Origin of the sequence: Arthrobacter sp. H-02-3 (assembly GCF_003097355.1) — a bacterium.
Lineage (GTDB): Bacteria > Actinomycetota > Actinomycetes > Actinomycetales > Micrococcaceae > Arthrobacter > Arthrobacter humicola.
In genome coordinates this window covers 89,214-102,656 of sequence record NZ_PYUI01000001.1, presented here as the reverse complement: position 1 = coordinate 102,656, position 13,443 = coordinate 89,214, and the positions used below count along the sequence as shown (strand labels likewise).

General features: G+C 67.0%; 15 protein-coding genes and 1 tRNA gene. 9 read left to right on the top strand and 7 right to left on the bottom strand.

Annotation, left to right across the window (positions count from 1 at the left end; translation table 11 throughout):
• The first annotated feature begins 64 nt into the window (after window positions 1-64).
• From galU to C9424_RS00485, 7 genes are all read left to right on the top strand, one after another.
• Window positions 65-982 (top strand): UTP--glucose-1-phosphate uridylyltransferase GalU, encoded by a 918-nt coding sequence (gene galU, locus C9424_RS00510; RefSeq protein WP_116765037.1) that lies wholly within the window; start codon window positions 65-67, stop codon window positions 980-982.
• 5 nt (window positions 983-987) lie between these two features.
• Window positions 988-1,608 carry a GNAT family N-acetyltransferase gene (locus C9424_RS00505; RefSeq protein WP_116765036.1) on the top strand — a complete coding sequence of 207 codons (621 nt, stop codon included), beginning with the start codon at window positions 988-990 and terminating at the stop codon, window positions 1,606-1,608.
• Window positions 1,609-1,750: 142 nt separating this feature from the next.
• Window positions 1,751-2,749: a hypothetical protein gene (locus C9424_RS00500; protein ID WP_116765035.1), complete on the top strand. Its 999-nt coding sequence runs from the start codon at window positions 1,751-1,753 to the stop codon at window positions 2,747-2,749.
• 120 nt (window positions 2,750-2,869) lie between these two features.
• A complete protein-coding gene (locus C9424_RS00495) occupies window positions 2,870-3,694 on the top strand; it encodes an SDR family oxidoreductase (protein WP_116765034.1) in 825 nt (274 codons plus the stop codon).
• A 46-nt stretch (window positions 3,695-3,740) separates the two neighbouring features.
• Window positions 3,741-3,813: transfer RNA gene (locus C9424_RS00490), tRNA-Ala, on the top strand.
• Between the two features lie 227 nt (window positions 3,814-4,040).
• Window positions 4,041-4,169 (top strand): hypothetical protein, encoded by a 129-nt coding sequence (locus tag C9424_RS22040; protein WP_272914131.1) that lies wholly within the window; start codon window positions 4,041-4,043, stop codon window positions 4,167-4,169.
• 488 nt (window positions 4,170-4,657) lie between these two features.
• Window positions 4,658-5,914 (top strand): Nramp family divalent metal transporter, encoded by a 1,257-nt coding sequence (locus C9424_RS00485; protein ID WP_116765033.1) that lies wholly within the window; start codon window positions 4,658-4,660, stop codon window positions 5,912-5,914.
• A 14-nt stretch (window positions 5,915-5,928) separates the two neighbouring features.
• Here the strand turns inward: C9424_RS00485 and C9424_RS00480 are convergent, their stop codons facing one another.
• Window positions 5,929-6,618, bottom strand: a complete 690-nt coding sequence (locus C9424_RS00480; protein ID WP_116765032.1) for a metal-dependent transcriptional regulator — start codon at window positions 6,616-6,618, stop codon at window positions 5,929-5,931.
• Between the two features lie 180 nt (window positions 6,619-6,798).
• On the opposite strand from C9424_RS00480, the gene C9424_RS00475 reads away from it, so the two are divergent.
• Complete coding sequence (locus tag C9424_RS00475) at window positions 6,799-7,257, top strand: hypothetical protein (protein ID WP_116765031.1); 459 nt, start codon at window positions 6,799-6,801, stop codon at window positions 7,255-7,257.
• 106 nt (window positions 7,258-7,363) lie between these two features.
• On the opposite strand, the gene C9424_RS21820 is transcribed toward C9424_RS00475, so the two are convergent.
• The 6 genes from C9424_RS21820 to C9424_RS00445 all read right to left on the bottom strand — a co-directional run bounded on the left by C9424_RS21820 (window position 7,364) and on the right by C9424_RS00445 (window position 11,994).
• On the bottom strand, window positions 7,364-8,710 hold the full coding sequence (locus C9424_RS21820; RefSeq protein ID WP_237563225.1) for a copper resistance CopC family protein: 1,347 nt from the start codon (window positions 8,708-8,710) through the stop codon (window positions 7,364-7,366).
• A gap of 136 nt (window positions 8,711-8,846) precedes the next feature.
• Window positions 8,847-9,536 carry a DsbA family protein gene (locus C9424_RS00465; RefSeq protein ID WP_116765030.1) on the bottom strand — a complete coding sequence of 230 codons (690 nt, stop codon included), beginning with the start codon at window positions 9,534-9,536 and terminating at the stop codon, window positions 8,847-8,849.
• Window positions 9,536-10,453, bottom strand: coding sequence for a cation diffusion facilitator family transporter (locus C9424_RS00460; protein ID WP_116765029.1), 918 nt, complete (start codon window positions 10,451-10,453; stop codon window positions 9,536-9,538). Before C9424_RS00460 ends, C9424_RS00465 begins: the two co-directional genes overlap by 1 nt.
• Before the next feature lie 49 nt (window positions 10,454-10,502).
• Window positions 10,503-10,817 (bottom strand): hypothetical protein, encoded by a 315-nt coding sequence (locus C9424_RS00455; protein WP_116765028.1) that lies wholly within the window; start codon window positions 10,815-10,817, stop codon window positions 10,503-10,505.
• A gap of 2 nt (window positions 10,818-10,819) precedes the next feature.
• Window positions 10,820-11,671 (bottom strand): cation diffusion facilitator family transporter, encoded by an 852-nt coding sequence (locus C9424_RS00450; protein ID WP_116765027.1) that lies wholly within the window; start codon window positions 11,669-11,671, stop codon window positions 10,820-10,822.
• Entirely contained in the window at window positions 11,668-11,994 is a 327-nt protein-coding gene (locus C9424_RS00445; RefSeq protein WP_116765026.1) for an ArsR/SmtB family transcription factor, read from the bottom strand. The genes C9424_RS00450 and C9424_RS00445 overlap by 4 nt, the downstream gene beginning before the upstream one ends.
• Before the next feature lie 218 nt (window positions 11,995-12,212).
• Here C9424_RS00445 and C9424_RS00440 point away from each other — a divergent pair, with 218 nt between their 5' ends.
• Window positions 12,213-13,442, top strand: coding sequence for an MFS transporter (locus tag C9424_RS00440; RefSeq protein WP_116765025.1), 1,230 nt, complete (start codon window positions 12,213-12,215; stop codon window positions 13,440-13,442).
• Window position 13,443: the final 1 nt, after the last annotated feature.

Here is a 13,443-nt window from a genome sequence, read left to right as displayed (position 1 = left end):
TCAGGGGCCCGCGGGGCAGGCCGAATAATTACGCAATGATTGGTCCCTCCGTTAGATTAGTCGAGTGAATACACCCAATGCTTCCGTCCGCAAGGCCGTCATCCCCGCCGCGGGCCTTGGTACCAGGTTTCTTCCGGCCACGAAGGCCATGCCCAAGGAAATGCTGCCTGTCGTTGACAAGCCGGCCATCCAGTACGTGGTCGAGGAGGCCGTGAATGTCGGCCTGAACGACATCCTGATGATCACGGGCCGCAACAAGCGGGCGTTGGAGGACCACTTCGACCGCGTTCCCACCCTCGAAGCCACCCTCCAAGCCAAGGGTGACACGGCAAAGCTCGAGTCCATCCAGGCCGCCAGCAACCTCGGCGACATCCACTACGTCCGCCAGGGTGACCCCATGGGCCTGGGCCACGCGGTCCTCCGGGCCAAGCAGCACGTCGGCCAGGAACCGTTCGCCGTGCTCTTGGGCGATGACCTGATTGACGCCCGCGATGAGCTCCTCAGCACCATGATCGAAGTACAGGCCAAGACCGGCGGGTCGGTGGTCGCGCTGATCGAGGTGGACCCGTCCCAGATCAGCGCCTATGGCTGCGCCGACGTCGCGGCGATCGCCGGTGAGGAGTACGTCCGCGTCAAGCAGCTCGTGGAGAAGCCCGACGTCGAGGACGCCCCGTCAAACCTCGCGGTCATTGGCCGCTACGTCCTGCACCCGGCCGTCTTTGAAGTGCTCGAGCGCACCGCGCCGGGCCGCGGCGGCGAAATCCAGCTGACGGATGCACTGCAGGAACTCTCCACCGGCACCGGCGAGGGCTACGGCGTGTACGGCGTCGTCTTCCGCGGCCGCCGCTACGACACCGGCGACAAGCTCAGTTACCTCAAGGCCTGTGTCCAGCTCGCCTGCGACAGCGAGGACCTCGGCCCGGGCCTGCGCGAATGGCTGCCCGGCTTCGCGTCCAGCCTTACCCCCAGCCTCGCCAAGTAATTCCCGTGGGGGGCAGCTTCACCTGGCCGGTGACTCTGGAGAGCGGCGACATCGTGTTGCGCCCTATCCGGTACCGGGACCGCAAAGAGTGGACAGCGCTTAGGTCACGCAACTGCGAGTGGCTGGCCCCCTGGGAGGCATCAAACCCGGTCCCCGGTGGCGGTTTGCCGGATTACCGGCAGATGGTGCGGTCGCTGAAGGCCCAGGCCGCACAGGCCACGGCCCTGCCGTTCGTGATCGCCGAATGGAGGCCCGGGCACGAGAAGCCAGTGATCGTGGGACAGCTGACCGTGTCCTCGATCGTGTGGGGATCGGCCATGATGGCGACGTTGGGCTATTGGGTCGATCAGGACCGGGCTGGCCGGGGGATTGCCCCCACCGCCGTGGCCATGGCGACAGACTACTGCTTCGGAACCCTTGGCCTGCACAGGATGGAAATCAACATCAGGCCGGAAAACGGGCCGAGCCTGCGAGTGGTGGAAAAACTCGGGTTCCGCGACGAAGGATTCAGGCCCCGATACCTGCACATCAACGGTGAATGGGCCGACCACCGCACCTTCGCGCTCACGGCTGAGGAAGTGCCGGAAGGCCTTCTCACCCGGTGGTTGCGGAGCCGGCCGGCGTGAGCCCGTGATAGCCGCCTGACCAGCCACTACGCCCCGGCCCGGACCAATTGCCGGCGCGCCCGCGACACACCCCTGACAATGCGGCCTAGCACCCCATATACCTCATACGGTTTTGAGTGTGGACTTCCCTCTTAGCAGCTCTGTGATCCTTGTCATTGCTGTTGCGCTCTGGATCGTGTGGGTGGCACCCTACGTTCTGCGGAACGGGCGCCACCAGCTGCAGCCTGCAGGCGAATTCCTGGCGGACGTCATCGACATAGAACCAGTAGACCCACAAGCGGGGAAGGTTATGAAAATGGCGGCGCAGCAGGAGAAGCCCATGAATATCACCCGGCGCGCAGAACCTGCCGGCGGCACCGCAGGGCCCCGGGATACGCCAAGGGAAACACGTGGTGCAAGTCCGCTGCCCGCAGCAGCCTCTCCGGCGTTGAGGATTCGCTGGGGCCGGCTGGTGCTTGCGCTGGCCGGGATGCTCTCCCTGCTCACCGGCGTGGTGTCTGCACTCCTTCGACTGTTCGGCGTTGGATCCGGCTGGCTGCCGGTGGCAGCCCTGGTGGGCGCCGTCGCGTCCGTGGCAATGCTCCGCCGTCTCGCTATCCGCGACCGCCGGCGGAGGATGAACGCCGCATTCCGTGCAGCCATGGGCAGCCCGGCGCACAGGCCTGCGCGGCTGTCGGTGCCCGACGAGACCCCCACCCTTCCTGCGGAGCGCCCCGGCGTGCGACCCGAGAGTCCGCTCTTCGACGCCGAAGCGGACCGGTCCGCCCCGGAACCGTCGCCCAAACCGCTCACCGCACTGGATCTCCGCCAGGCAGCCCTGGCCGAAGCGGCAGCCTCCGGCGACATCGCGGCAGCTGTGGCAGCCGCACCACCGGCACCTGCGGAAGGCTCCAGCTGGGAGCCCGTGGACGTTCCCAAACCCACGTATGTGGAAGCGCCGAAGGCCGAACGCGCGGCCCCCAAGCCGCTGGACCTGCCCCAGGCACCGAAGGCCGTTGGCAAGCCGTCGCTCAAGCAGGCCTCGGCTCGGCCGGCTGCCTCCGATCCCCGGATCGCCGACGATCCCGAGACGAAGCAGCTCAGCAAGGCCCAGAGCGCGTTGAGCAACCTCGATGACGTTCTTCAGCGGCGACGCGCCTGACCCGCTCCGATCTTCCGGAGTTTTCGCCCCGGGCAGCCAGTGATGGCTGTCCGGGGTTTTCCTTTCCCCGCAGCGCCCCGGCAGGGAGCGCTGCACGGGCCACTGCGGTAGCCTCTGGTCATGACAAGGATCTGCGTCGCCGGTGGAACCGGCCAAGTGGGCCGTGAGGTGGTGCGTCAGGCTCTCGACGCCGGGCATTCCGTGGCCGTGCTGAGCCGCCGCCCGCCGGCAGCCGGCACCGCCGGCGGGGGAGCGGAGTACTTCCGCGCGGACGTGACGACGGGCGAAGGGCTCGCGGCCGCTCTGGCCGGGGCCGACGTCGTGATCGACTGCCTGGAGGGACGCTCCGGGAAAGCGCGCAAGAACTTCGCCGACGGCGGCGCGCGGCTCCTGGCCGCCGCCCAGGAGGCGGGCACGGCCAGGGCCGTGATGCTCTCCATCGTGAACTGTGATCGCAGCAGCTATGCCTTCTACCGCTCGAAGGCGGCGAAGGAGCATGTCTACGAGCTGTCCGGGCTCGAGACGGTGGTGATGCGGGCCACCCAGTTTCATTCATTGCTGGCGATGATGTTCGGCGCCGGATCAAGGGTCAGGGTCATCCCGGTGGTGAGGGGCGCCCGGTTCCAGCCCGTTTCACCGGCCGACGTCGCTGCGATGCTCCTGGAGTCCGCCCTGGAGCCGGAGCCGGAGCCAGCGCCGGCCACGCCTGAACCGGCGCGCCCGCGGCACCACGTGCTGACCATCGGCGGCCCGGAGGCCAAGGACATGGCCGACTTCGCCCGGGAATGGCAACGGGCCACCGGCGCGAAGGGCCATCTGGTGCGCCTGCCGCTGCCGGGGGCGATGGGCCGCTACCTGCGCGCAGGGCTCAATCTGGTGCCGGATGCGCGACACGGCACCGAGACATTCCGTGGCTGGCTGGCAAACCACGCAGATAGTTTGTAGCCTAGGGACACCGGCAGCGCCGTTCCAACAGGACCGGCGTTGCTTCGGGGCTATAGCTCAGTTGGTAGAGCGCTTCGTTCGCATCGAAGAGGTCAGGAGTTCGAATCTCCTTAGCTCCACGGTTAAAGCCTTCTGACCTGCGAAAACGTTGGGTTAGGGGCTTCTCTCTTGCCTGGTTTGGGGCCAGCCCGACGATTACCCGACTTTTTGCGACTCAGCCCCATGTGAGCATCGGCCAGCGCAGGTAAATTGCTCGCGAGGCCAAACGACAGTTCTCGGAGCAGAATGCCTACCGCGGGATAACGCTGGATCGGACACGCTTCAGTACTGAGAGGGCTGCCGGGAGATGGCAAAGACACCGCCAACTGAACGTCAGCTTGCGGTTCTGCACTGGATCGCCGACGGCTGTCCGGCGGGTGTGATGACGGACCCGAAATACAAAGTCAGCGCTTACGCGCTGGACGTCGAAATCTAGTCCGAGTAAAGCGCCGGAAGAATCCATGGATAACGGAAATTAACGAAGCAGGGGAGCAGCTACGTGCCAATGGCGGAGCTGCTTCGATGATCGGAGACAAGGCTACCGGGTCGGCCTCGAGGGCCCTTCAACCTTGGGTGGAGGCGCCAGGGGACGCGAGCCCGGCAAGCCAGTCCATGCGGATTACCGGTCAGGGTGCCAGCCGCTCCCGCAAAGAGTGCTAGGCAAAAGATGATGGAGCGCCTGGTAGTGGAGCACGTTATTGAATTCTCGAACGCGGAACCGGAAGTTACAGGCAGCTCGTCACCGTCGCCCGGCGGAAGAAATTGCTGATCTCCGCTCGGTCTGTTGCATCCGGCTCCCGCGGCGGCGGCTGCCTAAAGCCCTGGTCCCGGGCCGGGTTTGGAGGGGCGAAATACTACTTTTCGGTATACCTAAATTAACGCTATTCTCGTCTTGTCAGAAACCCCCGATGGCGAGGACGCACGATGGCCACTTCCACCACCCTCCCGGAGCGCCGGGCGATCACCCGCCCGTGGCGGTCGCGGTTGCTGCTCATGGGGCCGGCATTTGTCGCCTCCATCGCCTACGTGGATCCTGGAAACGTCGCTGCGAACCTGACGGCGGGTGCGAACTTCGGATACCTGCTCGTCTGGGTGCTCGTGGTCGCGAATGCCATGGCCGTCCTCGTCCAGTACCAGTCGGCCAAGCTTGGCCTGGCCACCGGCCACAGCCTGCCGGAAATTCTCGGCAAGCGCCTCGGTACCCGCCGCAGGCGGCTGTACTGGGCCCAGGCCGAGATTGTTGCGGGTGCCACGGACATGGCGGAAGTCATTGGCGGTGCGGTGGCACTGAATCTGCTCTTCGGCCTGCCCCTGTTGGCCGGCGGTTTCATCATTGGGCTGTCATCGATGCTGTTGCTCGCACTCCAGTCGCACCGGAGCCAGAAGTCCTTCGAGTATGCCATCATGATGCTGCTGGCCGTCATCGCCATCGGATTCGTCTCGGGGCTCTTCGTCAATCCACCGGACGCCGGAAATGCGCTGACCGGCCTCGTCCCGCGCTTTGAGGGCACGGACACGGTTCTGCTCGCAGCAAGCATGCTCGGGGCGACCGTGATGCCACACGCCATTTATCTTCACTCGGCCCTCGCGCGGGACAGGCACGGCTTTTCCAAAGATCCGGCCGTCAGGACGCGGCTGATCCGCGCCACCCGCGTCGATGTTGTGGGTGCGCTCATGCTGGCCGGAGTCGTTAACATCGCCATGCTGCTGCTGGCCGCGTCGAGCCTGCGGGGCATCGAGGGAACAAACACGATCGCCGGCGCACACGCCGCCGTCGCCTCTGCGCTGGGACCGGTCATCGGCGTCGTCTTCGCCATTGGTCTGCTGGCATCAGGGCTGGCCTCCACCTCCGTGGGCTGCTACGCCGGCGCCACCGTCATGGGGGGACTCCTCAAAGTCCGGGTACCTCTTCTCACCCGGCGCGTCATCACCCTGATCCCGGCCCTGGCCATTCTCGGGGCGGGCATTGAACCTACGCTTGCCCTGGTCCTGAGCCAGGTCCTGCTGAGCTTCGGCATTCCGTTCGCCCTCATACCGCTGATCCGGCTCACCGGCAGACGGGACGTTATGGGCATTCACACCGATTCACGCCCACTGAAGATCGCCGGATGGACCAGCGCCACTCTCATCGTGGGCCTCAACTGCGTGCTGATCGTCCTGACAATCAGCGGCCAGTCCTGATGGCAGCGGCCGCATCAGTGGCGGAGACGGCTGCCGGGCACTACCCAGATCGCATCTGAATCCGGCAGACCTAGTTCGATATTCTCGCCCTGTCCGTGCACGCGGACTGTCATGGCGGCCGAGAAAGAACGTCGCTCCACGACGGTGAATTCTGTATCAAGGGTCAGTCCGAGGCGGGAGAAGTGGCGGAGCCGGGCCGGGTCCGCGTCGGAAACCCGGCAGATCCTGATCGTCCGGCCGGGTTCTACTGCGGTGAGCTGAATGGCATCCGGACGGTCCGACTGCCCGTCCGCAGCCGGGATGGGGTCTCCGTGCGGGTCACGGACCGGGTGGTCGAGAAGCGCATCAATCCTGCTGATCAGGGTGTCGGAGACCGCATGCTCCAGGACTTCCGCCTCATGGTGGACTTCGTCCCACGCATAACCCAGGGCCTGGACCAGAAACGTCTCCAGAAGCCGATGCCGGCGGACCATCGCCACAGCTTGCTCACGGCCTTCCGCCGTCAGTTCGATGCTGCCGTACCGTGCATGAGAGACGAGCCCCTGGTTGGACAGCTTCCGGATACCCTCGGAAGCGGTGGATGCGCTGACCCCCAGCCGTGCGGCCATCATGCCGACAGTGACCGGCGCCCCTGACCACTCTGTGGCCGACCAGATGACTTTCAAATAGTCCTGGGCCGACGCAGTCAGATCGGATACCGCCATGTTCCTGATACTAACAACCCGCCGGATCGCGGGAGCATCGGGTAATGGCTGAATCCACCGGATCCTGTACTGTTTTGGGGGCCGCGTCGCCGGCCCGAGACATCTCCCGGAAATCCGGGACCCTCACCATAAGCGTCGTGGCAGGGCCGAACAGGCTCACACGAGGAACAAGGAAACGCCATGACAGCCGAAAATGACACATCCAGGGCAGCCGGACCGGCAGCCATCGCAGCGGGCCCCTCCGCCAGGATGCCGCTAGGTGCCCGGCGGTTGTTCATGATCGGGGGACTTTGCGTGCCCGTTGGTCTCGTTGCCGGCCCCTACATCCTTGGCGGCCAGCTGCTCGCCGTCGCCGGCGTGGTCATGGTTGCCGCGGCGCTTTCCTACAGCGGCCAGGGACCGTGGTTCTCGCGCTGGTCGTGGGCCGCCACGGCCGCGGGAGCGCTTTGGCTGGCGGCCACGGCCGCTTACTGGGGTTCGGTCATCGCGGCCGCGGACGCGGCCGCCCAAGCTCCCGCGTTCGCCCCGGCGTTATTCACCGGAGGACTCGTGTGCTTTGGCATCATGGCGGTGGCAGCCATAGTTGCCATGACGCTGCGCGCGGTCCGGGGCCGTGACCAGCGGACCGGGACGGCCTGACCGTCCGCTGCCTGACCGGCCTCGGTGAAACCGTTCGTGGCTGCGGCCGTACGGGGCCAGCGCACGGCAGCCCGGACGCGTGGTCTGGACTGCCGAACGCAGGAGGTCAGGCCCCGGTGTTCTTTCGCCTGTTGCGCAGTACCAGTACTGCACCGACCGCGGCGGCAAGAATCATTGCCGCGATCCCCAGGGCCAGCGGGGCGCCGTCGTTGTTAGGACGCTCCGCCGTCGTTGACGCAGCCGGCGAGGCTGACGGCGCAGCTGCCGGCGACGCCGGGATCGACGGGGTGGCGGATTGTCCGGCGGGTGCCTGGATGGTCAATGTGTAGTTTCCTTCGATCGGGTGTCCGTCGGAGGAGACGGCCCGCCACAGTACCTTGTAGGTTCCCGGGCTTCCCTCGGTGAGGTTGGTGGACAGCGTCGGGCCGTAGACGGTCACCTTGCCGTCGCTGACGGTCTTGCCTGCGCCGTCCGTGACGATGATGGTGCTGAGGTTCAGGTTCTTGGAATCGGCCGGCGGCTCGGACAGTGTCAGGGACACCGTCTCGGGGGCGTGGGTGATGACGGCGTCCCGGGCCGGGCTGGTGGATGAGAGTGAGTCATGCGCCAGGGCCGGTGAGGCGGCTGTCGCAGCGGGGATCAGGATGGCGGCGATGGCGGCCAGCCGGATGCGGGCCTTGAATGTGAGTCGTGCGTGCATGGGGGTTCTTGTTCCTTCATGGGAGATGGCTCTGGGCTGCAGATCTGCACGACGGGCTCGGGGTCTGCTTCGCCGGCCGGGCGGCGCCCCGGGATGCCAGGGGGCGGGGAGCGGCGGCGGTGGATCGGGCCGGGGGAACAGCCGGTGCCGTCGGCGGCAGGCGGCCGGGGGCGGACCCCGCAGGGGATGCCGGCGGAGGGCCCGCCACCGGCGCACTAGGGCGCGTCTCGGAGCCGGGGAGATCTTCGGCGACGTCGCCAGGATCGGGACTGCCGGGATCCCGGCGCAAGGTCGGAGCCAGGCTGCCAGGGCCCCCAATGCTGCCTCGCCCCTGGCCAGGAGCGCCGCCGTGACGAGTGTGGCCAGGATGTGGGCGCCGAGCATGGTCGGATCAAGGTCTGCCGGCAGGTGGCTGTGCGGCAGGTCATGCGCCGCGGGCATTCCGACGGCCGCGGCTGTGTGCAGATGGCGGACCGGTGCCGGCCCCGCCGGGGATGATTCCGACAGGACGGAGAATGCCGCGTGCAGCATCCACTGTCCGGCGGAGAGAATCCCGGCCAGTGCCGTGGCCGTCAATTTCCACCGGGTCAGGAGAACAACGCCGAGCAGAACAAGGGCCGTACATGCGTCCATCACCGGCGCGGGCGGGAGTTGCCCGCCGGCCAGCGTATGGGCCCCTGTGGCCAGGGCGAGGATGACCGCCGTGACGGCGGCGCTGCGCGGCAGGCGGAACGGCGCAGGGTGTCGGGTCATGGTGCGCCGCTCCTTTCCGTCGGGGGCGGGGGCTTATCGAGGGTAGGGGATCCGGGGATGCGTGGCCCTCGGGTGGCCGCCAGCTTTCGCAGGGCAGCCACGGCCGGCGTTAGTGGCCGGGAGTCACCGGGGCCGCCTATTTGGCGGCGTCGGTGAGTTTCTGCCGGAAGTCCGCCTCGGTACTAAGCGTCAGCATTTGGCCGTTGAGGAAGAACGTCGGGGTGCCGGTCACTCCCAGCGCCTTGCCGTCGGCGACGTCTTTGCGGATCCGGTCAATGGTCTTCTCGTCCGCCACGGCGGCGTCATACTTGGCAAGGTCCAGTCCCAGTTCCTGCGCGTAAGTTCTGAACAGGGGTGCCTGGGAGTCCTGCTTTTCGCCCCATTGCGGCTGGGTTTCGAACATTTTGGCGTACATCTGCTCGTACTGGTCCTGCTGCGCGGCGGCTTCCACGGCCAGGGCTGCGGTGCCGGAGTTCCGGTGTCCGGGTAGCGGGAAGTAGCGGTTGACGAAGGTGATCCGGTCGCCGAATTCTTTCTTCAGGTCCTCCACGAGCGGCTGCGCTGCCCGGCAGGATTCACATTCGAAGTCCAGGAACTCGACCAGCTGGGCCTTCTCTGTGGCGGGTGTGGTGACGCGGTGGCTGTCGTTTCGGACCAGCTGCGCGTCGGCGGCCGGCTGCGGCGCCGGCGGTGACGGCCTGGCGGCGGTGAAGACCGCGTACCAGGTCACGCCGGCGGTGACGATGACTCCCAGGAGGATCCAGAGGACCAGGCGGACCTTTTTTGCGGGGTCCGGTGGGGCGGGGGCGGTCGTGGTTTGTGTCATCAGTGGTGGATGCTTTCCTGGTCGCGGTGGGCGGCGGGTTCGATCTGGAAGGTGGAGTGTTCGACGCTGACGTCGAAGTGTTCGGCCACGCAGTGCTGCAGGTCGGCCAGGATGGCGGCGGCGTGACCGTCGGTCATGCAGGTGTCTTCGACGGTGACGTGGGCGGAGAGGACGGCTGTGCCCGAGGCGACCAGGGAGGCGTGCAGGTCATGGACGTCGATGACGTGCGGCACGGCGAGGATGTGATCGCGGACCTGGGCCATGTCCAGGCCCTGGGGGGCGTTTTCCATGAGCACGTTGACGGTATCGCGGAGCAGCTTCAGCGTGCGGGGGATGATCAGGACGCCGATCAGTATGGATACGACGGCGTCGGCCTGGACCCAGCCGGTGACGGCGATGATGATGGCAGCCGCGATGACGGCCACGGAGCCGAGGGCGTCGTTGAGCACCTCCAGGAAGGCGGCCTTCATGTTGAAGTTGTGGTTCCGGCCCGAGGCCAGAACCATCAGTCCGACGGCGTTGCCGGCGAGGCCGATGATGCCGAACCAAAGCATCGTCGAGCCGCCGATTTCGGGAGGCTCGATGAGGCGGCGGATGCCCTCGACGATGACGAAGCCGCCGACGCCCAGCAGCAGGGCAGCCTGCCCGGCCGCTGCGATGATCTCGGCGCGCTTGTACCCCCAGGTCCGTTTGGCCGTGGCCGGTTTCAGGGCCAGTGAGGCGGCGATCAGGGCGATCAGCAGCCCGGTCGAGTCGGTGAACATGTGGCCGGCGTCGGCCAGGAGCGCCAGGCTGCCGGTGAGGAAGGAGCCGATGATCTCCGCGATCATCACGGTGAAGGTGATGGCAAAGACGAGGATCAGTTTGCTCCGGTTGCCCGCTGCGGCCGCGCCGTGGTCGTGGTCGTGACCGCTCATGCGTGTGTCTCCAGGGTGTGTGGTTCGGTGGGATGATGCCGGTGACGGGTCATAGTTGGGAATGGCGGCTGCGGATCGCGGTGCGCAAGGATTCGGCGGAGGGAAGTCCCGCTAGGCCGTGCCCGGTGTTGTAGAGGCGGCAGCTCAGGGCCGGGGCGGATTCCGCCGGAAACAGGTCGCGTCCGTCCGCGACGAAGGAGGGGGAACCGTGGAATCGGAGGTCTTGGGCCTCGGTTTCGGAGACCACCTCACGGACGGTCAGGGGTTCCGTGTCCTGCCCTTCGGCGGCAAGAACCTCTCGGAACAGCTCCAGGGCCGGGCCGCTGTTGGGGCACTCCGGGATTGTGCGCAGCTCGTAAGGCATGCTCAGGCGTTCCTGCGGCCCAGATTCGGGCCAAGCGTCGCGGCCGCCGGTCCTGGAGTGGAAGCGCAGCCTTCGCAGCAGGCGGACGGTTCATCCGCCACGAGGTCCTCCGCCGATGCGTCGCGTGGTGCCGGATCAGCGGGGCCGCCGTCGTGATCTGTGGTCTTACCCGGGCCGGTGATCTCGCAGCAGTCGTCCGGTGCGCCGTCGGTGAGCGCGGCGGCGTGGGGGACGGTGCAGCAGACGTCGCCTTTCCAGGCGTTGGTGCCTTCGCGGACGGCGATCACGGCGATGACCAGTGCGGCGCCGGCGTCGGCCCACCACCAGCCCAGTGTGCTGTTCAGTACCAGCCCGATCAGCAGGACGGCGGAAAGGTAGGTGCAGAGCAGGGTCTGTTTGGAGTCCGCCACCGCCGTCCGGGATCCGAGCTCCCGGCCGGCGCGGCGCTGCAGCCAGGACAGCACGGGCATGATGGCGAGACTGAGTGCCGCGATGATGATGCCGGGCGTGGATTGCTGCGCCTCGCCGCCGCCGGCCAGCGAGGTGACGGAATCGAAGGTGACGAAGGCGGCGAGGGCGAAGAAGGAGATCGCGATGAGCCGCAGGGTCAGGTGCTCGCGCCGCTCCGGATCTTTGGCGGAAAACTGCCAGGACAGGGCGACGGCGGACGCCACCTCGATCACCGAATCCAGGCCGAAGCCGATCAGGGCAGAGGAGTCGGCGACGCCGCCCGCCCAGAGGGCGACGACGGCCTCGATCATGTTGTAAGTGATGGTCGCGGCGGCAAAGAGCCGGATGCGCCGGCTGAGCACGGCGCGGCGGACGGGGCTCGGTCCCAGTTCGAGGGCGGTCATTTCAGGCACGTCCCGTCCGGGGCGCAGCAGGCCGGGTCCACCGCGAGGACGACGCCGATCAGGTCGCCGATGGCGTGGCCGAGCCGGGCGTCGGCGAGTTCGTACCGGGTCCGCCGTCCGTCGGGGACGGCTACCACGAGGCCGCAGCCGCGCAGGCACGTCAGATGGTTCGACATGCTTTGCCGCGAGACACCGAGGGAGTCGGCCAGGTCGGACGGATAGGCCGGCGCCTCGGCCAGCGCCAGCAGTATCCGGGCCCGGGTCGGATCGGAGACGGCGTAGCCGAACCGTGCCAGCACCGGGGCGTGCGTGAGGGTTTCCATGGCTCCACAGTACACGCGCGAATGTACTCAAACAATTGAGTGCCGCCTTGATGCCCTCCGGGACCCCGATCCGGAACGAGCCGCCCGGACCGTGGCAGCACGGCCGGCGCAAGAAGAGCGCCGGATTGCGGGAGCGGTTCAACGGGAGCAAATGGGCTACTCTAATAGGTGCACAGGTAAGCACCTGTTGAGTATGTTTGTTCATCTGAGGAGTCCCGTTGCTTGAAGTGCTGGCTGTTCCTGCCTACCGGAAGCTCTTTTCGGCGCAGATCGTTGCCCTGCTCGGCACGGGTCTTCTCACGGTGGCGTTGGGCCTGCTGGCCTTTGATCTGGCTGGCGGGGAAGCCGGAGCCGTTCTCGGGACGGCGCTGACGATCAAAATGCTGGCCTATGTCTTCGTCGCACCCCTGATGGCTGCCCTGGTGGAGCGGCTGCCCAAGAAGGCAGTGCTGGTCGGCGCGGATCTGATCCGTGCCGGGATCGCATTGATGCTTCCGATGGTGGACCAGGTCTGGCAGATCTATGCGCTGGTCTTCGTGCTGCAGAGCGCCTCGGCGACCTTCACGCCCGCCTTCCAGGCCCTGATCCCGGTCGTGCTGCCCGATGAGCGGCACTACACGCGGGCCCTGTCGCTCTCGCGTCTGGCCTACGACCTGGAATCCTTGGTCAGTCCGGCCCTGGCGGCAGCGCTGCTGACGGTGCTGTCCTTCCATGAGCTGTTCCTGGGAACCGTGGCCGGCTTTCTGTTCTCAGCGGCGCTGGTGGTGACCACCAGGCTGCCGGCGGCGCATGCGGCGCTTCTGGAGGGGACGTTGTGGCACCGGACCACCCTGGGCGCCCGGATATTTGCCAGGACGCCGGAATTGCGGGGGCTGATGGCCTTGAACCTTGTCGTGGCGGCCGCCACGGCCCTGGTGCTGGTCAACACCGTGGTCTACGCCCGGGAGCTCTTCGGCGGGTCCAATGCCGATGTCGCCATCGCCCTGGCCTGTTTCGGTGCGGGGTCCATGGTCATCGCCCTGACGGCCCCCAGAATTCTGGACCGGACCTCGGACCGCACGTTAATGAGGGCAGGCGCGGTGTTGCTCTCCCTCGGCCTGGCCGGGGCCTTCGTGCTCCTGGCAGTATCCGGGCCCTGGCCTGTGCTGCTGGGTCTGTGGGTGGTGCTCGGAGCCGGAACGTCGATGATTAGCACCCCCTCGGCCCGGCTGCTGCGCCGCGCCGCGACGGACAGCACCCGGTCCTATATCTTTACCGCCCAGTTCTCGCTCTCCCACGCGTGCTTCATCATCACCTATCCGGCCGCAGGTTGGGTCGGAGCCGCTGCCGGTCAGCCCGCCGCGGCCGCCGTCCTCGCGGCGGTGGCTACAATAAGTACCGTGGCGGCCCTGAGATTCTGGCCCGCAACATCAAGGACCGGCCCCGCGCCGGCGACCGCGAAAGGGTGAT